This is a genomic window from Streptomyces sp. NPDC001220, assembly GCF_053597895.1.
The window spans coordinates 85,027-105,194 of the sequence record NZ_JBSFJE010000023.1 but is presented as its reverse complement, the minus strand read 5'-3'; the positions used below and the strand labels follow the sequence as shown (position 1 = coordinate 105,194).

The 20,168-nt window shown below is 67.0% G+C and carries 17 protein-coding genes and 4 pseudogenes; 11 read left to right on the top strand and 10 right to left on the bottom strand.

The annotated features are described in order from the left end of the window. Positions 1 to 55: 55 nt before the first annotated feature. Together ACWDGI_RS39280 and ACWDGI_RS39275 are read left to right on the top strand one after the other, a co-directional pair. Positions 56 to 343: pseudogene (locus ACWDGI_RS39280) on the top strand (CoA-transferase); the annotation flags it as partial. After that, positions 303 to 404, top strand: a pseudogene (locus ACWDGI_RS39275) (succinyl-CoA--3-ketoacid-CoA transferase); the annotation flags it as partial. The pseudogenes ACWDGI_RS39280 and ACWDGI_RS39275, both read left to right, overlap by 41 nt. Here the strand turns inward: ACWDGI_RS39275 and ACWDGI_RS39270 are convergent. After that, positions 391 to 621 (bottom strand): annotated as a pseudogene (locus tag ACWDGI_RS39270) (transposase); the annotation flags it as partial. The pseudogenes ACWDGI_RS39275 and ACWDGI_RS39270 overlap by 14 nt on opposite strands. 879 nt (positions 622 to 1,500) lie before the next feature. Between ACWDGI_RS39270 and ACWDGI_RS39265 the strand changes: the two are divergent. Continuing rightward, the gene (locus ACWDGI_RS39265; protein ID WP_450767567.1) at positions 1,501 to 2,697 is read left to right on the top strand and encodes an IS110 family transposase; all 1,197 of its coding nucleotides are present in this window, start codon (positions 1,501 to 1,503) and stop codon (positions 2,695 to 2,697) included. A gap of 57 nt (positions 2,698 to 2,754) precedes the next feature. Continuing rightward, positions 2,755 to 3,213 (top strand): DUF4279 domain-containing protein, encoded by a 459-nt coding sequence (locus ACWDGI_RS39260; RefSeq protein ID WP_450767565.1) that lies wholly within the window; start codon positions 2,755 to 2,757, stop codon positions 3,211 to 3,213. 175 nt (positions 3,214 to 3,388) lie between these two features. Here ACWDGI_RS39260 and ACWDGI_RS39255 read toward each other — a convergent pair whose 3' ends face one another. The 6 genes from ACWDGI_RS39255 to ACWDGI_RS39230 form a co-directional block, all read right to left on the bottom strand. Next, complete coding sequence (locus tag ACWDGI_RS39255) at positions 3,389 to 3,988, bottom strand: flavodoxin family protein (protein WP_450767619.1); 600 nt, start codon at positions 3,986 to 3,988, stop codon at positions 3,389 to 3,391. A gap of 357 nt (positions 3,989 to 4,345) precedes the next feature. Further along, on the bottom strand, positions 4,346 to 5,194 hold the full coding sequence (locus tag ACWDGI_RS39250; RefSeq protein ID WP_450767563.1) for an SDR family NAD(P)-dependent oxidoreductase: 849 nt from the start codon (positions 5,192 to 5,194) through the stop codon (positions 4,346 to 4,348). A 247-nt stretch (positions 5,195 to 5,441) separates the two neighbouring features. Further along, positions 5,442 to 5,870, bottom strand: coding sequence for an enoyl-CoA hydratase/isomerase family protein (locus tag ACWDGI_RS39245; RefSeq protein ID WP_450767561.1), 429 nt, complete (start codon positions 5,868 to 5,870; stop codon positions 5,442 to 5,444). 971 nt (positions 5,871 to 6,841) lie between these two features. Further along, positions 6,842 to 7,624, bottom strand: coding sequence for an MBL fold metallo-hydrolase (locus ACWDGI_RS39240; RefSeq protein WP_450767559.1), 783 nt, complete (start codon positions 7,622 to 7,624; stop codon positions 6,842 to 6,844). A gap of 262 nt (positions 7,625 to 7,886) precedes the next feature. Continuing rightward, positions 7,887 to 8,738 carry an MBL fold metallo-hydrolase gene (locus ACWDGI_RS39235; RefSeq protein WP_450767557.1) on the bottom strand — a complete coding sequence of 284 codons (852 nt, stop codon included), beginning with the start codon at positions 8,736 to 8,738 and terminating at the stop codon, positions 7,887 to 7,889. A gap of 274 nt (positions 8,739 to 9,012) precedes the next feature. Beyond that, a complete protein-coding gene (locus tag ACWDGI_RS39230; RefSeq protein WP_450767555.1) occupies positions 9,013 to 10,002 on the bottom strand; it encodes a quinone oxidoreductase family protein in 990 nt (329 codons plus the stop codon). A gap of 174 nt (positions 10,003 to 10,176) precedes the next feature. Between ACWDGI_RS39230 and ACWDGI_RS39225 the strand changes: the two genes are divergently transcribed. The 5 genes and pseudogenes from ACWDGI_RS39225 (at position 10,177) to ACWDGI_RS39205 (ending at position 13,886) form a co-directional block, all read left to right on the top strand. Beyond that, on the top strand, positions 10,177 to 10,800 hold the full coding sequence (locus ACWDGI_RS39225; RefSeq protein WP_450767553.1) for a TetR/AcrR family transcriptional regulator: 624 nt from the start codon (positions 10,177 to 10,179) through the stop codon (positions 10,798 to 10,800). A gap of 321 nt (positions 10,801 to 11,121) precedes the next feature. After that, complete coding sequence (locus ACWDGI_RS39220; RefSeq protein WP_450767617.1) at positions 11,122 to 11,766, top strand: transposase; 645 nt, start codon at positions 11,122 to 11,124, stop codon at positions 11,764 to 11,766. Then, on the top strand, positions 11,763 to 12,302 hold the full coding sequence (locus ACWDGI_RS39215; RefSeq protein ID WP_450767552.1) for a phosphoribosyltransferase family protein: 540 nt from the start codon (positions 11,763 to 11,765) through the stop codon (positions 12,300 to 12,302). The genes ACWDGI_RS39220 and ACWDGI_RS39215 overlap by 4 nt, the downstream gene beginning before the upstream one ends. A gap of 37 nt (positions 12,303 to 12,339) precedes the next feature. Next, a pseudogene (locus ACWDGI_RS39210) lies at positions 12,340 to 13,200 on the top strand (IS5 family transposase). Continuing rightward, complete coding sequence (locus ACWDGI_RS39205; RefSeq protein ID WP_450767550.1) at positions 13,086 to 13,886, top strand: IS30 family transposase; 801 nt, start codon at positions 13,086 to 13,088, stop codon at positions 13,884 to 13,886. The pseudogene ACWDGI_RS39210 and the gene ACWDGI_RS39205 overlap by 115 nt, the downstream one beginning before the upstream one ends. On the opposite strand, the gene ACWDGI_RS39200 is transcribed toward ACWDGI_RS39205, so the two are convergent. The 3 genes from ACWDGI_RS39200 to ACWDGI_RS39190 form a co-directional block, all read right to left on the bottom strand. Then, positions 13,811 to 14,854: a threonine aldolase family protein gene (locus ACWDGI_RS39200; protein WP_450767548.1), complete on the bottom strand. Its 1,044-nt coding sequence runs from the start codon at positions 14,852 to 14,854 to the stop codon at positions 13,811 to 13,813. The genes ACWDGI_RS39205 and ACWDGI_RS39200 overlap by 76 nt on opposite strands. 127 nt (positions 14,855 to 14,981) lie before the next feature. Next, the gene (locus tag ACWDGI_RS39195) at positions 14,982 to 15,956 is read right to left on the bottom strand and encodes a DMT family transporter (protein ID WP_450767546.1); all 975 of its coding nucleotides are present in this window, start codon (positions 15,954 to 15,956) and stop codon (positions 14,982 to 14,984) included. Positions 15,957 to 16,098: 142 nt separating this feature from the next. Beyond that, complete coding sequence (locus ACWDGI_RS39190; protein ID WP_450767615.1) at positions 16,099 to 16,617, bottom strand: twin-arginine translocase subunit TatC; 519 nt, start codon at positions 16,615 to 16,617, stop codon at positions 16,099 to 16,101. 423 nt (positions 16,618 to 17,040) lie between these two features. Between ACWDGI_RS39190 and ACWDGI_RS39185 the strand changes: the two genes are divergently transcribed. Both ACWDGI_RS39185 and ACWDGI_RS39180 read left to right on the top strand, forming a co-directional pair. Further along, positions 17,041 to 17,457, top strand: coding sequence for an ATP-binding protein (locus tag ACWDGI_RS39185; protein ID WP_450767544.1), 417 nt, complete (start codon positions 17,041 to 17,043; stop codon positions 17,455 to 17,457). An 83-nt stretch (positions 17,458 to 17,540) separates the two neighbouring features. Next, entirely contained in the window at positions 17,541 to 19,979 is a 2,439-nt protein-coding gene (locus ACWDGI_RS39180; RefSeq protein ID WP_450767542.1) for a SpoIIE family protein phosphatase, read from the top strand. Positions 19,980 to 20,168 lie beyond the last annotated feature (189 nt).

The following is a 20,168-nucleotide window of genomic DNA, read 5'->3' as shown; positions in this document are numbered from 1 at the left end:
ATGAGGGCCCAGCAAAGGAGCCGCCGACAGGCGTGGTCTCGAACAACTGAGGGATGGGGTGGATGGCGGCGGCTTGGGTGTTCTGCTCGCGGCTGGCCACATCGTCCGGGACATCGGCTCGTACGTGGGCGAGAACAAGGAGTTCGCCTGCCAGTACCTGTCCGGTGAGCTGGAGCGCATCCCGCAAGGCACCCTGGCCGAGCGTCTGCGGGCCGGCGGCGTGCGTATCCCGGCCTTCTTCACCCCCGTCGGCGTGGGCACTCTGGTCGCCGAGGGCGGAATGCCGTGGCGCTACCACGCCGTCGGCGCTCTCCTTCGGCATGATCCGCGGCGGCCACATCGACGTCGCCGTGCTCGAAGCGATGAAGGTCTCCGACCGCGGCGACCTGGCCATCCCCGGGCAAGACTCCCTGGGCAGGTACAGCCGCTACTGCTGTGGGACGGAGGCGGTATCGGCGACTGCGTGCACGCTGAGCGCGTTGCCTGCTTGCTCAGAGCCCCGCAGTGCTGTGGCGTGACACCGACCGGCATCTGGCTGTCCTTGCGAAACGACACGGCATCGATTGCCCAGGCATCTGGGCCGATCAGCGGCACCATCCGCTTGGTGATGCGCCCCCGCACTGGCACCGGATCCCGCGTGGACTGGTTGACGAACTGCTGCAGGTTTTTTCATTGCCGTCCGGCAGTCGAGAGGCCGTGCCTGGATGGACTTGCGGCGATCGTCCGTCATCAGTCCACAGTCCACGCAGATCGCGGTCGTTCTCGGCCTGCTGCTTCTTCCGCGGCACCGAGGGGACCGCGTCAGCCGCGAATAACGTCAGCTTCGCGCGAACACGGTTCACTTCATGCGCGTCCACACACCCACCATGCCGCTGAGCACGGTAGGCAAGGAGACCTGACGGAGTCCTAGCCCGGTGAACGTGTCTGTGATGTCCTGGCCCGTGATTAGGGCACTGGTTGCGCGCAGCCCGGGCCGGACCGCGCTGGGATCGATAACGTGGTCTGGGGCAATGCCAATGCGGTACTAAGGGCGCGGCTGGACGGCACATTTCCGTGTCCTCGTCGAGTTGCTGGCCACCTTGTGTATCGGCGTCGGCCAAGGCGTCGTCCTGCTTGAACGCCGTGGCAGAACGCAGCTTGGCGGTCGGCCAAAGTAGGAAACCGGCTGCCAGCCTCTACTCGGGGTTTGATTGTTCTGCTCGCGGTGCGCTCTTGCCCGATGGTTGCGCAGGGATGGGCGAGTTGGGGGTTGCTTGTGTCTCTTCAGGCGGCTCTACCGTCTTGATCGGGTTGATCGAGCCATTCGTAGGGTTGGGTCGCCCAGGGGTGCTGGGTGTGGCTATCAGGCGGCTGCCGTCTCGTGGCTTCCCTTGCTTCGCCGCCCGGCGCCCCACGACGACTCGGCCGCCGATTAGGAAGTGCGAACAAGTCGCTGTGTAGAGCAATGCTGGCGAGGTCGTCCGTGGCACGAACAGAACGAACACGTACGTCAGGAGCACGATGAGCCGGATATGGGCGGGGATCGACAGCGGCAAGGGCCACCATCACGGCCTCGCCCTGGACACTGACGGCAAGACCCTGCTGTCGCGGCGGGTCGCCAACGACGAACCCGAGCTGCTCAAGCTGATCAAAGACGTCCTCGACCTGGCCGACGGCCGTGAGGTCACCTGGGCCATCGACATGACCGGCGGGGAGCCCGCGCTCCTGCTGGCTCTGCTGCTCAACCACGGCCAGGAAGTCCTCTACATCCTCGGCCGGCTGGTCAACCGGGCCTCTGACGGCTACCGCGGCGAGGGCAAGACCGACGCCTGCGACGCCTACGTCATCGCCGACCAGGCCAGGATGCGCCGCGACCTGCGGCCCATCCGCCCCGGCGACGAAGCCGCCATCGAACTCAAGCTGCTGGCCGGCCGCCGGGCCGACCTGGTCGAGGACCGCACTCGTGTGGTCAACCGCCTGCGCGGCTCTCTGCTGAGCATGTTCCCGGCCCTGGAGCGGGCGCTGGAGGTGACCAACACCGGCCCGCTCAGGCTGCTGACGGGCTACCAGACCCCGGCCGCGATCCGACGGGCCGGCGTCACGCGGCTGACGACGTGGCTGGCCAACCGCAAGGTCCGAGGCGCCCGAGCCCTGGCCGAAGCAGCCGTCGAGGCCGCCGAGCGCCAGCACACTGCCGTTCCCGGGGAGAAGACCATCGCCAAGCTGGTCCACACTCTGGCTGAGGAGGTGATGACCCTCAACGAGCAGATCTCCGAGATGGACAAGCTCATCGAGGGCCGGTTTCGTGAGCACGAACTCGCCGACATCGTCCTGAGCGTCCCGGGCATCGGGACCGTGCTCGGCGCTGAGTTCCTGGCCGCAGTCGGCGGCAGCCTGGACGAGTTCGATTCCCCGGACGCCCTGGCGGCCTTCGCCGGCGTCGCTCCCGCTCCACGCGACTCGGGCAAGGTCAGCGGCAACCTCCACCGGCCGGTCACCTATCACCGCAGGCTCCAGCGGGTCTTCTACACCTCCGCCCTGGTCAGCGTCCGCTACGACCCGAACTCGCGGAAGTTCTACGACCGCAAACGAGCCGAGGGCAAGAGGCACGTCCAGGCTGTGCTGGCGCTCGGCCGCCGACGTGTCAACGTCATCTGGGCCCTGATCCGTGACCGACGGCGCTACCAGGTCACGCCTCCGGTTACCGCGGCTGCCTGACTCCTGGGACACGCATATTCTCGGTCGGCCACTTCCCGCGCGGCTATCCTCCACGGGATGCCACTTCATCAGTACGCATACTTCGCGATGTTCAGCCAGCACACCTCGGCAGACGACATGACCTCCCGGCTGGGTATCACTCCTGACGAGGTATCCGTTCGCGGCAGCCGGTTCGCCGAGCCTGCGGTGGTTCCGGCCGACCACTCGTGGATGGTCGTCTGCCGGGAACCAGGCTTGCGTGTCGACGAGCAGATCACCCACATTCTCGACAGGCTTCACCCTCACCTGAACCGCATCTGTGACCTCGCCAGGCATCTGGCCGACACCGGTGGCGGCGCAGTGCTTCAAGCCGTGCGCTACTTCAACGACGTCGACCAACCTCAGGCAGACGCCCCGGGCGCCACCAACCTCTTCGGTTGGCACCTGGACCGCAAAGTCCTGGACTTCCTCATCGCGACCGGCGCCGAACTCGACGTCGACGAGTACGACATGACCGGAGACAAGAAGGCCAGTTGAGCCCGTGGCCTCGTATTCACTTGAGCGATGAGCCGCACTCCGACGGCTTGACAACAGCATTAGGAAGCAAGTAGGGGTGGGTGGCCGCGGCGGCGGCGGATGGATGGCACCGGCCGCCCCGCCGCGGCACTGTCACGACTGCGCGGGCCGGAGTCGTGTGTAGGGTCTGGGTTTCTTATGCGGCAGATGCCTGGCCGGCTGCGAATGTCGCGGCGATGTGGGCTACTCGGCGGCCGAGGTGCTCTGCGGTGGCGATGTCTGCCTTGTGCACGGCGTCGGGCCCGAGGTCGGCGGGGGATTGGGCGGCTGCGCCAAGGCTGAAGCCGAGCCGGTTGAGGTCGTTCTCGGAGGCCTGTGAGGTGTTCCAGCCCGGGGGCAGGTCAAGGCCGACCCAGAGCATGCCGAGCTGGGCGGCGAGCACGGTGAAGAACTGGAGGGTGTGCAGCTTGTCGCCACTCTTCGACCCGGAGTTGGTGAACCCGGCGGCGAGCTTGTCGCGCCATGCGCCGGACAGGAACCGCTTCGAGGTGGTCTCTGCGAAGGCGTGGAACGCGCCGGACGCTGTTCCCATGTACGTGGGCGAGCCGAAGATGATGGCATCCGACGTATCCAGGACCGACCACTGTTCCTCGGTGATCTCGTCGACCTTGATCAGGTGGGCGACGGCACCGGCCTGGGCGGCGCCGGCGCGGACGGCCTCGGCGAGCACGACAGTGTGGCCGTAACCCGAGTGATAGGCGATGGAGACAACAGGGCTGTTGGTAGTGGAACGCATGAAAGACCTTTGCAGTGTTTGGTGGTTGGTGCGATGCACTTCAACTCGAGAGGCGAGTCGGCTCGGAACGACCGCGCCGCAGTCTCGGGGCACAGTCAGTAGAGTGCTTGCTTTACTTTGACGGTGGTACACCCGATCGCGGAAGTAAAGCGGTCGCTGTGGTTCCACGGTAGTGCGCGCACCCGTCAAAGTAAAGTGAATATTCTACTTGTGTCGTGCGGGGAGAGGCGGCATGCGCGCTACGTGGCGTTCTGACGCGTGGGGCACGCGCCCGGAGTATGGGGAACTGGTCCAGTGCGGAGCCTTCCAGCAGACCACCGGCACCGCCCTGTGGCGGGGGCTGCAGACCCGGAGCGGCTAGACCGTCCGCTCGACGAGGGGACCGCCGCAAGACGAGGGCGGCGGAGGGGAAGCCGGAGGGTGTACTGCCTGGTGGCTGCCTTGCGGTTCAGCAGTGCTCGTTGGCCGGGCTCCCCGGGGGCAGAGGTCCGGGTAGGGCCAGGCGTACTGCACACCGCCGTCGAGGACGAGGATCTGCCCGGTGATGATGGATGCCGATGCGCTGCTCAGGAACAGGAGGGCGTCGGCGACCTCCTCCGGTTCGACGAGCCTGCCCATGGGGATGATGCTCTGAGCTTGTTCTAGGCGGTCCACTTCGGCGAGGAGCCGTTTCATGCTGGGGTTGGTGATCATTCCGGGGGCGACGCCGTTGATCCGGATGCCGGAAGGGGCGAATTCTGTGGCAGCGCTGCGGATCAGCGAGATCTGCGCTGCCTTGGCGGCGGCGTAGGCGGCGTTGTTCCGGACTCCTGCCATGCCGGCGGCCGAGGACACGTAGCTGACGCTTGAGCCGGGAGCGAGTCGGTGGACGGCCTCCCTGGCCACTCGCCGTGAGTGCTCGAAGACCATGTCGAAGTGCCATCTCCAGGCCTCGTCGTCAGTCTCGGCTAGCGAGCCGGGTTTCAGCATGCCGACGACGTCGATGATGCCCCGAAGCGGACTCAGCGCCTTTTGAGAGCGGTCCAGGAGCCTTTCGATGGTGTCGGATTGCCGTACGTCCGCCTGGAGGGCGATGCTGTCGCCCGCCAACGATGCGGCGCGCTCGGCGGCGTTTTCGCTGAGGTCGACGCACGCGATGCGGACTTTGTTGGCCGCGAGCGCCCGGACGATCTGCTCTCCTACGCCGTTGCCGGTGTCGATGACCACGAAGGCGCTTCCCCAGCGAGATCCGGGTAGTGAGCGAAGGGGTGCCCTCTTGGTGCCGTGCTGCTGTCCTGTGTCATCACTTCGCACCTCATCAGGGGCGGCTGAGCTTGGTATGGCTTGGTCTTCAGTTCGTGGCCGGCCGTGTGGTGTGGCTGAGCGCGACGCCCCGGTGCCGCCAGGTGGTACGCCAGCACCAGAACAAAAAGTGGTTCACAAGACGGCCCTGGTGGGCGGAGGCTCGCGCAGGTCACAGCTGGCTGACTGCTTCGCCGAGGACGAGCTCGGTGCAGGAGCGCTCCTGCATGCCGCGCTGCACCAGGGTGCCGATCCAGGCGGCGCTCGATGGGCCACACAACGGGATCTGTAAGAAGCCCGCGTTGCCCTGGACATCTTCCTTGAGTGGGAGGCCGGCTGCGTTGATCCGCCGCTTGGCGAGCCGTGCAGCGGCCTCCGGGAATGTGGCGATGCGTTCGGCGAGGCGCTCGACGTAGGAGATCAACTCCTCGTTCGGCACGGCCTGGTTGGCAACTCCGGTGCGCTCGGCCTCACGGGCGCCGATATCCTCCGAGCCGAGGATCACCTGCATGGCCTGGGCGCGGCCGGTGAGCGGCACGAGCTGCTGGACCGCGCCCGCTCCGGGGAACGTACCGATCCCCACCTCGGGCTGGCCGACCACCGCGCGTTCCTACATCATCAGCTACCTGGCCCTCGGCATTCCCGCCGTACTGGCAGGGCTGGCCGGACCGTCCCTCGGCCTGCGCGCCACGACCACGTACTACGGCGCCGTGGTGATCGTGCTGGCCGTTGTCTCCGCAGTCGACGTCCGCAACCCCACGGCTTCGCGGCTTGCCCCCGGGCGTCTGGCTCCCGCCGTTCTTTCCCGCTCGGAGACGCCGGAACACGCGCCGGGCCAAGAGGCGGCACAAACACCCGAACCTGGTCCCAGGTCCCGTACCGGCGCCTGACGCAGTCCCTGGCAGACCACCTCGCTCCTGCCTGCTCCGTCGATAAAAGCCCTGCGGGCGAAGGCGTCAACGAACGTGTTGAGTTCCGCGTCGTGCAGAGCGCGTTCGGCCAGCTGGGCCGGGAAGTCATCGCTGCTGAGCAGCGCCTCGAACGCCCGCCCCGGGCCCATCAGGCGGGGCAGGTGAGTTGTGGAATCACCGCCTGCCACGGGACAGATCCCGACTCGAACTGCCCGAGACTGCCCGCTCCGGCGGGCGAGCCGGATGCCGAACTCACTGCCGGCACCGCGTGCACGCCCAGCCCCGGGGCGATCGTGACTACAGGCAGATGACCCAGCCTGGTCTGTATATCGACGTAAGGTTGCATGCCGCGCCGGGAGGGGGGCGCTCCGTCTTCATCCCGGCCAGCACGTCCCTGGGCGTCGTCGCGTCCCAGTCAGCGATGGAGAAGTCGGAGCTGGCACCGTCGAATACCATTACGCGGACGCCCAGATCGGTCTCCAGGCTGGTCAGAGTTCGTCGAGTTCATAGACGGTGTCCGGGCCACCAGATTCGCTGGCCCGTTGTCGAAGGCCGCCGGCCAGTACCTCGGCGTACGCTTCTGTACCTTGATCTGGGACATGGGTCATGATCCCTGTCCGATTCGATTTCTGATCCGATTTCTACCTGCGCGGGGTATCGGTCAGGCGACGGCAGTGCCGGAGAAGAGGTGTTCCGCGGACTGGAACAAGACGGTGGGGTTGACCCGGGACAGGTGCCGCAGTGTCATCAGGTCGGCGAACTCCTTGGCGCTGCGTGCGGTGTTGCCGAGCTCTTCGGCGTCCAAGAGGTACTGACGGGTCTCGTTCAGGTGGCGGGGGGTGTCGTCGCTGCCGGGGGCCTTGTGCCCAGCGATGACAGCTTTGGGGTTTAGTGAGGCTATCTGGTCGATGGCGGCGATCCAGTCGCGACGCCGCTTGGCATCTCCGCCGGCCAGGAACAGGTGGACGCCGTTGTAGACGATGTCGCCAGCGACGACGAGGCCGAGTTCGGGCACGTGCACGAAGGTGGTGTCCTGGGTATCGCTGTCCCCGGCCTCCACGAAGCGGATCTGGTGGCCTTCGAGGGGGAGGACGTAGTCCTCGATCACGCTCGGCACGATGATGTCGTCGACGATCTGCTCCGGGAACTGGCTGTGCCAGAAATCCATCCTGGCCGTGGCCTGGTACTGGGCCAGGGCTACCGTGCCTTCGGTGCCCCAGATCGCTGCGTGGGGGAAGCGTTTGGCGACTTCGGTGAACCCGAACCAGTGGTCACCGTGACCGTGGGTGGCGTACATGGCCACCAGGTTCTTGCCCGAGGCGGCTGCCCAGTCGGCCACTTCACGGGCGGCCTGCTTTGTGTGTGGGGCATCGATGAGGATGGCGTCACGTTCGCCGTGGATCAGGGTCGAGGAGATGGGCGACCAGGCGGGTACTGGCCGCACAGAGGACCCGTCGGGCAGGACGCCCGCGGCGGCAGCGTGACCAGGACGTCATAGCGAAGCGCCATCACCGTACTCCTTTGCGTCGTACCGGCTCCGTCGCGCGGTTGTTTCTCCTGGTGCCGTCGGACATGTCAAGGTGACTCCTTGCCTGGGGGTGTGACTTCGGCCGGGGCGGAGGCGAGCGCCGTCTTGCTCGGCCTTCGGGCGGTGTTCGGCCACAGGCGGTCGTCCCTCAAATGGCGAGAACCGAATGCGTCCGCGTTCACTTGCCCAAGAGGGCGACGGCTCCGTACCAGACCGGGCCGGGATTGATCCGGTCCGGGTAGCGGAGCAGCATTTCGGCGTAGAAATCGTGGGCGCTGGAGGAGATTTCCAACAGCTCGGCGACGTCCCGCAGATACTGTCGCGTCTGGCCGATGATGGAAGGGGAATCGGGCAGGTCTTTGTTCTTGTGGCCTGCTACGACGGCGGTGGGGTGGAGGGCCTCGACCTGGTCGAGAGCCTTCAGCCACTCCTGCAGGCCGCTCTCTCCGCTTTCGAGGAAGTACTGGTGGACGCCGTTGTAGGCGACGTCGCCAGCCACCACCAGGCCGATGGAAGGTACGTGCAGGACGGTTGTCTTGTCGGTGTCGGTGGGCCCGACCTCCACCGGCCGCAGCACGCTGCCCTCCAGGTCGAACCCGTCTGCCGGGACCACCTCCGCCAGGACCGGACTGTCGGGGATCTGGCCGGGCCACAACACGTCCCAGACTTGCTCACGGCCTTCGGTTGCCTGCTGGTGCATGACCTCGATGGTGCCTTCGGTTGCGTACACCGTGGCGCTGGGGAACCGTTTGAGAAGCTCAGCGGTACCGAACCAGTGATCGCCGTGGCCGTGGGTGATGTAGATGAACCGCAGGCGCTTGCCGGACGTCTCGATCCAGTCGCCGGTCTGCTTGATCTGGTCACGGGTGAAGGGGGGATCGACCAGAACGGCATCCGTCTCACTGTGGATCATCGTACTGGTGATGGGCGAGGAGATGATCGGTTGGCCGTCCGGCATGCGCAGGCCGCCGGCGCGAGGCGCGCCTGCCACAACAAAGGTCTGGTAGGCCAGCGGCTTCGTGGTTTTCATGGGCTGTCTCCTGCAGAAAGGAACTTGCGAACATTTGCTGCCATCCCCAGGGGAGACTGCGGTCCCGGGAAGGTGCGGTGCGGATACCGGCGTGTCTTGGTCATACCTACGTGGCGGCTTGGGATGCGCCGACTGGGCATGAGCTTTGAGCCAGCCGATCTGACCGGGTCGGCGGCGGGTCCGTTCCGCTAGCTCAGTGGCATGGCAGGCGGACGTTGGTGAGGGTGTCGCGGCTGTGACGCGCGCCACGCACGAGGCGTGCCGACGCCATGCACTAGAGGCTGAGGAGTACCCGGCCGAAGGGGCCGCCCTCGATGAGATGGCGCTGTGCCTCTGCGGCCTGCTCGAGGGGGAAGACACGGTCGACGAGGGGCTTGATGTCTTTGCGGACGACCAGGTCTAGCAGCTTTGCGTTGGCGATGTTGATCTGCTCCTGAGTGAACAGGGCGAACTGGAAACCGCGTACGTGGGCCGCCTTCCAGATCAGGTCGGTGACGTTGATGTCGGCTTGCATGCCGGCCGAGTAACCGATGCTGATCAGGGTTCCGGCCCTGGCGAGGGCGCCCAGTGCCTGGCCGGTGATGGGTCCGGCCACACCATCCAGGACGACGTCCACGCCTTTTCCGCCGGTGAGCCGTGCGACACCGTCACGCAGCGATTCGCGGGTGAGGTCGATGACGTCGTAGCCCGCCGCCCGGCTCAGTTCGGCCTTGGCCGTGCTGGTGGCGGTGGTGATGGCGAGGGAGGCGCCTAGATGCCGGGCGATCTCCACACCGCCCTGGCCCACGGCGCCGCCGCTTCCGGGTGCCAGTACAGTCTGGCCCGGCCGAAACCCGGCCAGCTCGGTGAGTGCGAGGTAGGCGGTGAGGTAACCGGCGCCGGCGGACAGCGCCGCGGCGGCCGTGTCGTTGACATCGTCGCTCACAGGCAGCAGGTGGGAGGGGTCGGCCACGATGTAGTCGGCCCAGGTGCCGTCGGCTGCGATGCCATAGCGACCGCCGCTGATCATGACCCGGCTACCCGCTGCCAGCTCTGACTCACCCGGCTCCTCGACCGTTCCCACGCCGACGCTTCCTGGTGTGAGGGGGAAGGGCTTGACCGCGCCGGGGGGCAGCTTTCCCCAGCGCACGGTGTTGTCCAGCGGGTGGGTTCCAGCGACCGTCATCCGCACCAGAACCTGGCCGCTGTCAGGTACGGGCTTGGGGATGTCGACCAGGTGCAGCACGTCGTAGTCGCCGAACTGGTCGTATTGGCTCGCTCGCATTGTCATGGCCTTCCGCGCATACACGATCTGGGTGGGGGCGAGTCGCTTCAGCGAGCGCCGGTTCGGACGGATGCCACCGCGCTTCGGGGTACGCTCCCGCTCAAGTAAAGCGACCACTTTTCATGACGCTAAGGGAGTCCGCAGCCAAAGTAAAGCGGTCGCTAGACTTGCGGTATGAAAAAAGAGAGCACGGCAGGTATGCGGCGCCGGGGTGGCCGAGGGGCGCGCGAGCGCATCCTGGAGGCGGCCGCGACGCTCTTCTACGAAGAGGGCATCCACGCCACAGGCGTCGCACGCTTGGTGGAGACAGCCGAGGTGTCCACGCGGACTTTCTACCAGCATTTTCCCACCAAGGCGGCGCTGGTGCAGGAGTACCTGCGCGGCTACGAGGCCGGACTGGCGCAGCGGGTCGAGGAGAGACTGACCCAGGAGGGACTCACTCCCAAAGACCAACTGCTAACTCTGTTCGTCATGGTCGCCGAGGCGGGCGCGGAGCGTCCGGGAGGCGCGAGCACCCGCGGCTGTCCGCTTCACAACGCCGCTGTCGAAGCCGCGGGACAGATGCCCGAAGTACGGGAACTGGTCCAGCGCAACAAGGAGGGTGTCGTCCAGCAGCTCACGGACATCGCCACCCGCGTGGGTGCTGCAGACCCGGAACGGCTGGGTCGTCAGCTGGCCGTCCTGCTCGAGGGTGCCACCGCTATGTCGACCTCTCTCGACAACCCCTGCTCCCGGCAGGACGCCCTCGACGCCGCCCGCATACTGATTGACCAGGCTCTTCCTGACGCGCAGTCCTGACCGCGAAGTCGACAACGTCGCTGCTCACCGAACAAGACGGAAGAAGAGAGCACGTCGGGTGCCTGGCGCCGTGGCGGCTCAGGGGCGCGCGAGCGCATTCTGGAGGCGGCCGTGACCTCGCTCGACAGCCCCTGCTTCCGCCAGGACGCCCTCGGTGCCGCCCGGGTGCCGACAGGGCATTCCCTTTCCGGAGGTGCTGCCCGCCGACTGACCCTGCGGTCCGCCGACATGCTGTGTCGGCGACGGCTGAAAAGTGGACCAGTAGCGGACGCTTGGGTTCTAACGCTTGTCGCAACATTCCTTGATCATTGTGGAGTGTTGATGGAGAGGCGGGGACGCAAGCGCAGGCTGGAGCTCGAGGCCGAGTACTGGCGGCTTCTGGCGGCCGGGGTAGGCAGCGTCGAGGCGTGCAGACGACTCGGGATCGGGCGTAAGACGGGCTACCGGTGGCGGGCGGAGAACGGCGGCCTGAAGCCGCACCATCTCCCGGAGTCCTCCCGGTCGGGCCGGTATCTGTCGCTGTTGGAGCGCCGCAGGATCGCCGCGTTGCGTGAACGCGGCCTGCCGATCCAGGAGATAGCCGACCTGCTCGGGCGGGCTCCATCGACGGTCAGCCGGGAGCTGCGGCGCAACAGCCGTCCGCACGACTACGGCCGATACGACGCCGACCTGGCTCATCACCGCTGCCGTGAGCGAGCCGGACGCCCCAGACGCGCCAAGCTGGCCACAGACCCTGAGCTGAAGGCCGAGGTGCAGTCCAAGTTGGATCTGGAGTGGAGCCCTGAACAGATTGCTTCGCACCTGCGGACCCGCTGGCCTGACCGGCCTAGGTTCTGTCTCTCTGGTTCGCCTCGGGCCCAGATGAGGATCGCGGTGAAGGTGGAGTGCCGCGCGCCAATCTGTATTCCCCGAACGGAGAATCCGGTTGCCTGGACTGCCAGTCCGTCCGCAGACTCACGATCATGATGTCTCACGCACGCGGCCTGGTCCTCGAACGCTTCCGCTGGATCGGCGGCCATGCCGACGTCTGGCAGATCTTCCGTGATCCCGAGGCACTTGCTGCGGTGGTCCGCGGACTGGCCGGGCCGTTCCGGGAAGACGACGTCACTGCCGTCTGCGGCATCGAGTCTCGTGGTTTCCTGCTCGGCGCTGCAGCGGCCGTCGAGCTCGGCGTCGGCTTCGTCGCGGTACGCAAGGGCGAGGGGATCTTCCCCGGGAAGAAGGTCACCCGGCGCAGCGACCCCGACTACCGGCGTACTCGCCAGGAGCTGCGTCTGCAGCAGGCGGCAGTGGGCCCCGAGGACCGGGTGCTGCTGGTCGACGACTGGATCGAGACGGGCAGTCAGGCGTCGGCTGTGCGGTCGATGGTCGAGGAGTGCGGCGGGCAGTGGGCCGGCTGCTCCGTTGTCGTTGACCAGACGGCCCCGGCCCGGCGGGCGGACCTGGGCGTCCGCAGCATTGTCACCGCCGCTGAACTTCCGGCTTGGGATGGGCAGTCCTGACACGTGTCCGCCTGGCTGGTTGCTCAGTTGACTGGATGTGTCTGTCCGATTAGTGATCACTGATGCGATGTGGGACAGGATCGCGCCGCTGATGCCGGCCGATCCGGTTCGCGGGCGGCGGTGGGCCGACCACCGCCGCACAATCGAGGCCATCGCGTGGAAGTACCGCACCAGCTCGCCGTGGCGAGACCTGCCGGACGAGCTCGGCCCGTTCCAGACTGCGCACAAGCGCCTAATCAGATGGGCCGTCGACGGCACCTGGGAACGCATCCTCGCCGCCCTCCTGGCCGCAGCCGATGCCGAGGACGACATCGACTGGACCGTGTCGGTCGACTCGACCATCGTCCGAGCCCATCAGCACGCCGCCGGCGCACTCAAAAAGGGGCAGCCGACCGGGCCGAACCCGCCGATCACGCGCTCGGACATTCCCGCGGCGGGCTGAGCACGAAGGTTCATTTGGCCGCCGACGGCCGGGCAACGACCTCTGACCTTCACCCTCACCGCAGGCCAGGCCGGTGACGCACCCGCCTTCGAGACGGTGATGTCCGGTATCTGCGTCCCCCGCAGCGGCCCGGGCAGGCCGCGAACCCGGCCCCTCGCCGTCCTGGCCGACCGTGCGTATTCCTCACGCGCCATCCGTACCCACCTGCGGCGTCGGGGGATCCGCGCTGTCATTCCACAGCCGTCCGACCAGGTTGGCCACCGCCTGAGGCGAGGCCGACTCGGAGGCCGCCCGCCCGGCTTCGACAGCGAGGCATACAAGCAGCGGAACACCGTCGAGCGATGCATCAACCACCTCAAGCAGTGGCGCGGCCTGGCCACACGAACCGACAAGCTCGCGATTGCCTACCGGGCAGCCCTGCACCTCGCGGGCATCCTCATCTGGGCCCGATGCTGACCAAAGAGACAGAACCTAAGTGGCACCTTTGCTGCGAGACCATTTACCGAGCCCTCTACCAGGGCGCTAAGGGCGGCCTGAGCAGGACTCTGACGCGGAAGCTGCGCACCGGCCGGCCTCTGAGGAAGAAGCGTCGCCGCGCTGACCAGCGCATGCCGAGATTTGTCGCGCCCGCCGTCCTCATCGACCACAGGCCACCAGTTATCGAGCTGCGCGAGCGTCTCGGCGACTGGGAGAGAGACCTCGTCGTGGGCGTCCGCAGCCAGTCGGCCGTCGCCACCCTCGTCGACCGATGCACCCGCTATCTCCAGCTGGTCCCCGCTGCCCGAGGGACACTCGGCCGGCCACCTACGCGATGCCCTGATCACCGTCCTCAGCCAGCTGCCGGAGCACGCCCGACGGAGTCTCACCTGGGACCAGGGCTCCGAGATGGCCCGCCATCACGAACTCGCGCCCTACTTCGCCGACGGCATCTTCTTCGCCCGCCCGGGCAGCCCGTGGCAGCGGGGACGAACGAGAACACCAACGGCCTTCTCCGCCAGTACCTGCCCAAGCGAACGAACCTGTCTCTCTACACCGTGGACGATCTCCGCAGCATCGAGCACCGACGTCATGTCAGTGCGGTCAGCGTGGCCTCGACCGCTGTGATCGCCTTGCTTGTTTCTTCCGGTCCGATGTCCAGGTAGAAGACGGCCCTGACGCCGTCCTTGCCCGAGGGTAGGACGTGGACGCCTCGGCGGTGCATCTCCTCGACGAAGGCAGCGGCTTTGGTGTGGATCAGGCGGAATCGCACGATGTTGGTTTGCACCGTCGAGGGGTCCAGATCGATTCCGCCGAGGGATGACACTGCTTGGGCGAACTGGCGGGCGTGCGCGTGTGTCTCGTGAAGGCGCTCGCGGTGGTGCTGCAGGGCGTGCAGGGCGCCTGCGGCGATGATGCCCGCCTGCCGGAAGCCGCCTCCGAGTTGCTGCTTGAATCGCCTCGCGCGGGTGATCAGGTGGGCCGGCCCGGCAAGGCAGGATCCGATCGGGGCGCCGAGCGCCTTGGAGAAGCAGACGCTGACGGTGTCGAAGGGGGCGGCGTAGTCGGCTTCGCTGACGCCGGAGGCAATGCTCGCATGCCACAGCCGTGCCCCGTCCAGGTGCAGGGCCAGTGCCCGCTCACGACCGGCAGCAGCGACGGCGCTGATGTCCTTGAGCGGCCAGACGGTGCCACCGCCGTTGTTGTGCGTGTTCTCCACGCAGAGCAAGCGCACGGGCGCAGCAACGGTCGAGGGGAAGAAGGGGTGGGGGGAACCGACGGCGGTGTGGACGGCGTCGGCAGTGAAGATGCCGCGTGTCCCTGGGATCAGGAGGGGCAGGACTCCGGAGTAGGCCGAGGGGGCGCCGCCTTCCAGCATGTAGACGTGGGCGCTCTGCTCGAACAGCACCGCGTCACCCGGCTCGGTGTGTACACGGATGCCGACCTGGTTGGTCATCGTGCCGGTGGGCATGTACACGGCGTCCTCCTTGCCGAGAAGGTGTGCCGTCCTCTCCTCCAGCGTTCTGACCGTGGGGTCGTCTCCGTAGACGTCGTCACCCACGTCCGCCCTCGCCATGACATGACGCATTGCGGCGTCGGGGCGGCTGCAGGTGTCGCTGCGAAGATCGATCATGATCTCTTTCCTTGGGCGGACGGGCGTCAGTTACGCCGGTAGCCGCACGCTGGGGCATGCGGCTGCCGGCTGAGGCGCTCGGGGAGGGATGGTCGGCGAGTTCACCGGGCTCAGGACGGTGCCGGAGTCAGGAACCGTTGTGGGAGCCGACGGGCTGGGGCGGCCGGGGAGCGGGCCTTTCGGCGGGAGGCACCTGGTGTTGTGGCGCCGGGGTGGAGTCTTCAGAAGTGACTGCCGTGCGGGAGCGGCGGTTGATCAGCACCACGCCGCTGATGATGACGATGCCGCCCACCACCTCGAGCAGGCGGGGCACCTCGGACAGCCATACGAACGAGACGACCAGCGCGACCGGCGGCACCAGGTAGAGGGCGGCAGTGGATACGGAGAGCGGAAGCCGGGCCACGGCGTAGCCCCAGATGACGAATCCCACGGCGGAGGGCAGCACGCCGAGATACACCACTGATACGAGCGCTCCCGGCGGGGCACTGGCGACGGCCCGCAGTGTCGCCGGAAGCAGCGGCAGTGCGAAGACAGCTCCTGCCACCATCGCGTACGTCGCGACCTCCACCCCGCTGTAGCGGCGCAGGAGAGGCTTGGAGACGAAGTGGTAGACACCCTGCACGGCGGCGGCCGCCAGGACAACGAGCGCGCTGGGAGAAAACCCCGTGGAGCCGCCACCGAGCGCGACGACCGCACAACCTGCGATGGCGACACCGCTGCCGATGATCACGCGGCGTGTCAGTGCCTCGGCCAGGAACGCCCTGCCCAGCAGAAGGCTGAAGACGGGAGCGATGGCGATCAGCATGCTGGCGGTGCCGGCGGAAACGTGAACCTCGCCCCAGTTCAGCAGCGCCTGATAGGCGGTCATGCCGGTTGCGCCGGCCAGGACGATCAGCGGCAGGTCCCGGCGATGCGGGAGCCGGACGCCGAGGAAGGGCGCTACCGCTGTCAGGGCGACTGCCGCGATGGCCAGCCTCAGGAAGGACAGGCCCGCCACCCCCAGGCCGTCGACCCCGACACGGATGGCCGGGAACGCCGAGGCCCAAAGGACGACGACACCTGCCAGGGCGAGGAAACTGCGGGTGCCGGTGCTTGCGTTCATACGACCAACGATGCGCCGAGCAAATCGAAAGGTCCAGTAACTTATTCTTGGCAAATGAATAAGGAGCGCTTTATAAATGAAATGGGAGGCTGCAGCCGGCCAGTCGGCCGAGGGACCCGGACGCGCGCCGCCGGTGCGATAGTCAGCCGCGTTCTTTCTCGTGCCACCCTGGGCCGGCAGTAGGCGCAGCGGAACACCCGTCCAGCGCCGTGAGCGGAGTCGGTCTCCGCCAGGCGGCCAGATGCAGCATGATGACGGGGCCGGCGGGCGCAAGCATGGTCAGCGGATCAGTACTGGGCGTGGCGATGGCGGCGAATACGGTGATGCCGACAGCCATTGCCGCCACCAGCCCGCGATGCGGCCGGCACCGGGCGCCTGCCGGATTGAGCAGTACGAGCAGCAGGGGAAGCTCGAAGGACAGACCGAAGACCACGACCATCCGGGTCGCCAGGCCGAGGAGATCGTCGATCGGCGGGATGTTGGTGGCTTCCTCGGGCGTGAAGGAGATCAGTACCCGTGCCGTTGCGGGAAGGACGGTGTAGGCGAACGCGGCTCCGGCCAGGAAGAGCGGAACGCCAGTGGAGGGGAAGGCGAGGGTGCGCTTCTTCTGAACTCGGTTCAGGCCGGGGGCGACAAAGTCCCAGAGCTGGTAGAGCCAGATCGCGCTGCAGCCAGCTCACGCAAAAGGTCCAGTTAGTTATTGTTGCGGGATCGCAAAGCGCATCTAAACGCCTTGGTGACCGTGAGGCGACCGTAGAAGACGTGATGGGGGAGCTGCCCCGCCGCATGCACGCTTCAGGCATTTTTCACAGTGACGCAAGAACAACTAACTGGATCTTTCGCTTTCGTGGGCGCACCGTAAAACCATGAATACACTCGTATGTTCACGTCGGATCAGCGACCGGAACTCGGTGATGCCGCCCAGCCGGCGCGCGTCGCTGACTGGGTGTGCGGAGTTCGGCCTGCGCCGGAGTAGGTGTGCACCGAGAACGACCGTTCAGGCGCCCTGCCTTGAAGGCCGATGCCACCAGTGCCTCCTGGACGTTGCTGCGCCGGCCTACGGCCTGGGGCACGAGGAGTTCCGATGACTACGGAAACGGTGGCCAGCCGGACACTGGTGAAAGCGGTTATCGCCGCTGACGAACGAGAGGTCGCGCATGCCCGGCGCGTAGCGGTCGAATCCCTGACTGTCTGGAGGCTCCATTGCGTGGTGGAGGCTGCTGAACTGCTCCTGTCCGAGTTGGTCACCAACTCGGTGGTGCATGCAGCCGGCGCCTTCATCAGCTTCTCGTTGGAGTACGGCGACCAGGAGCTGCGGATCACGGTCAGCGACGGTTCTCCTGACGACTTCCCTGCCACGCAGCAGCCTTCCGTTGCCGCAGAGCACGGACGAGGGATGGTCCTGATCGAGCACTTCGCCAGGGAATGGGGAACCAGCGTCAACTGCGATGGCACGAAGTCCACCTGGGTGTTCCTCGCAGTGGAAGCCCCCTGTCCGTGAAACACCACCACCGGACGCTCCGCGCGGTGAGCGGCGCGCTGCCAACGACCAGTACCCGTACACCTCTTTGGGGACTCGAAGGAATGACCGACGATACTCAAACGGCAGTCGATGCTGCTCAGGCTGCCTTGCAGACGGCCGGGACAGCGATAGCCCTGCTCGACGCACAGGGAAAGGTGGCCGGGTGGACGCAGGCCGCCCAGCGGCTCGTGGGTTACTCCGCTGCGGAAGTCGTGGGCCGTCACGCTGCCGCTCTGCTGGCTGTTCCTGAGAAGCAGGTCAAGGCGTCCGTGTTGGCGGACGCCCGCAGTGTTCCGGCTCGCTGGTCCGGTGCCGCCGATATTCGTCACCGTGACGGGCACAGGGTCGGGGTGCACCTGTGGGCGCAGTCTCTGTCCGGGCACAACGGCCAATCCCGGTGGATCGTCTCGGCGACCGACACTGCCCTGCCTGCGTCGGCACCGTCCGACAGACCGCCGAATCTGCCGGTCGGCGTCGTGATTCGTGACACCGGACTGCGCTGTCTCTGGGTGAACGACGCCCAGCGGTCCAGGGACGGCATCCCGGCCGAGCAGCGGCTGGGGCACAGATTGACGGAGGCGGTGCCCACCACGGAGGCCGCAACCCTCGAGGCGCTCATGCGCCAGGTCCTGGAAAGCGGCATTCCGGCGATCAATGTGGAATTCAAGGCATTCATACCGACGGACGTGCGTGAGGACCGTACCCTGACGGCCTCCTTCTTCCGACTCGACGACGCAGCCGGACGTGCCCTGGGCGTCTGCGTAGTGAGTGCCGATGGCACACACAGCCGGCGAGCCCGAGAACGTCTGGCGCTTCTGGGAGCAGCCAGTCAACGCATCGGAACCACCCTGGACGTCATGCGGACAGGTCAGGAACTGGCCGACCTCGCAGTGCCGCTCCTCGCGGACTACGCCACCGTCGACCTGGCGGACTCGGTCCGGCTCGGCCAAGAACCCCTGACCCGCACCCGCCCGCAGAGCCAGGACGTCCCCACCTTCCGCCGCGCAGGCCGGGCCTGGGCCCACTCGAGGGCACCGGCGCCGTTGTATGCCCCGGGAGAAGCCCTCGTCGTCACACCGGCGTCGCCCTTCGACACCGTCCTGCGCTCAGGACGGTCCCATGTCGAGCCGATGCTGGGCTCCCACCCTGACAGGTGGCTGTCGCGCCACGGCACGGCGGAGAACCGTGAGATCGGCACGGGGCATTCGGTGATGGTCATCCCGATCCAGGCCCGGGGTGCTGTGCTCGGCATGGCAGTGTTCACACGCACAGGAGACCGTGTGCCCTTCGACCAGGACGACCTGTTCCTGGCCGAAGAACTCGTCAGCTGGGCGGCGCTCGCCCTGGAGAACGCACGCCAGTACGCCCGCGAACGCTCCGCAGCATTGGCCCTGCAGCGCCACCTGCTTCCCCATCGCGCAACCGGCGGGTCCGCCGCCGACGTGGCCTGGCGATACCTGCCCGCTGACAGCCAACGCGGCGTCGGAGGGGACTGGTTCGACGTGATCCCCCTGTCCGGTGCCCGGGTCGCCCTGGTCGTCGGCGACGTGGTGGGGCACGGCATTACCGCCGCCGCCACCATGGGCCAGCTCCGGACCGCCGTACGCACACTCGCGAACCTGGACCTGCCGTGCGAGGAAGTACTCAGTCGCCTCGACGAGCAGGTTATCCGTCTCGCCGAGACGGATGCCGACCCCCAGCACCAGGGGGCCGCAACCATGGCCGCTACGTGTCTGTACGCCGTCTACGACCCGGTCACCCGCCAGTGCACGATGGCGCGGGCCGGCCACCCCCCGCCCGCGATCATCGAGCCGAACGGCGCAATTAGGTTTCCTGACCTGCCTACCGGAGCCCCGCTCGGCGTGGGGATGGTTCCTTTCGAGTCCGTGACCCTCGAACTGTCCGAGGGAAGCGTGCTCGCCCTCTACACCGACGGCCTGATCGAGAGCCGCGACCACGACCTCGATGCCGGAATGCACCGCCTGGGCACGGCCCTGACACAAACCGACCTCCAGCTGGAGGAACTCTGTTCGGCGGTGATGAACACGCTGGCCCTTCCGGTACCCAGCGACGACGCCACCCTGCTCCTGGCCCGCGCCCGTTCACTGGGCCCCAGCGAGGTCGCCACCTGGCAGCTTGTCCGTGACCCGGCCAGCGTCAGCCGCGCCCGCACGTTGGTGACCCGCCAACTGGACCGCTGGGGACTGGAGCAACTGAAGGAGCCGACAGAACTGATCATCAGCGAGCTTGTCACCAACGCCATCCATCACGCCGAGGGCCCGGTCCACCTGCGCCTGATCCGCGAGCAGTTCCTCACCTGCGAGGTGTACGACACCAGCAGCAATCTGCCGCGCCTACGCCACCCCCAGGGCACCGACGAGAACGGCCGCGGCCTGCTTCTCGTCGACGAACTGAGCCGCAGATGGGGCACCCGCCACACACCGACCGGCAAACTCATCTGGGCCGAACAGCACCTGCCGCCCAGCGCCAGAGACCAATGACCATCGATGTCGTGGTCAACGCCGGCCGGAGCGCGCGACTGGAGGACGGGACTTTGATCGCGCAGTCCGGTTCTACGGCGGCAGCCAAAGGACGCGTCGTCCGCTTCGTCGCGCCGTGGCGGTGGCGCAATCAACCGGCTTGCAAACCCGCTTGGGCGGCCTTGCAAGCCGGTCGGTGTTGATACGACG

Bases quoted from the DNA above. Each gene is read 5' to 3' on its own strand.
- ACWDGI_RS39265 (WP_450767567.1), top strand. From the start codon at position 1,501: ATGAGCCGGATATGGGCGGGGATCGACAGCGGCAAGGGCCACCATCAC.
- ACWDGI_RS39260 (WP_450767565.1), top strand. From the start codon at position 2,755: ATGCCACTTCATCAGTACGCATACTTCGCGATGTTCAGCCAGCACACC.
- ACWDGI_RS39255 (WP_450767619.1), bottom strand. From the start codon at position 3,988: ATGCGTTCCACTACCAACAGCCCTGTTGTCTCCATCGCCTATCACTCG.
- ACWDGI_RS39235 (WP_450767557.1), bottom strand. From the start codon at position 8,738: ATGAAAACCACGAAGCCGCTGGCCTACCAGACCTTTGTTGTGGCAGGC.
- ACWDGI_RS39230 (WP_450767555.1), bottom strand. From the start codon at position 10,002: ATGCGAGCGAGCCAATACGACCAGTTCGGCGACTACGACGTGCTGCAC.
- ACWDGI_RS39225 (WP_450767553.1), top strand. From the start codon at position 10,177: ATGAAAAAAGAGAGCACGGCAGGTATGCGGCGCCGGGGTGGCCGAGGG.
- ACWDGI_RS39220 (WP_450767617.1), top strand. From the start codon at position 11,122: ATGGAGAGGCGGGGACGCAAGCGCAGGCTGGAGCTCGAGGCCGAGTAC.
- ACWDGI_RS39215 (WP_450767552.1), top strand. From the start codon at position 11,763: ATGATGTCTCACGCACGCGGCCTGGTCCTCGAACGCTTCCGCTGGATC.
- ACWDGI_RS39205 (WP_450767550.1), top strand. From the start codon at position 13,086: ATGCATCAACCACCTCAAGCAGTGGCGCGGCCTGGCCACACGAACCGA.
- ACWDGI_RS39200 (WP_450767548.1), bottom strand. From the start codon at position 14,854: ATGATCGATCTTCGCAGCGACACCTGCAGCCGCCCCGACGCCGCAATG.
- ACWDGI_RS39195 (WP_450767546.1), bottom strand. From the start codon at position 15,956: ATGAACGCAAGCACCGGCACCCGCAGTTTCCTCGCCCTGGCAGGTGTC.
- ACWDGI_RS39185 (WP_450767544.1), top strand. From the start codon at position 17,041: ATGACTACGGAAACGGTGGCCAGCCGGACACTGGTGAAAGCGGTTATC.
- ACWDGI_RS39180 (WP_450767542.1), top strand. From the start codon at position 17,541: ATGACCGACGATACTCAAACGGCAGTCGATGCTGCTCAGGCTGCCTTG.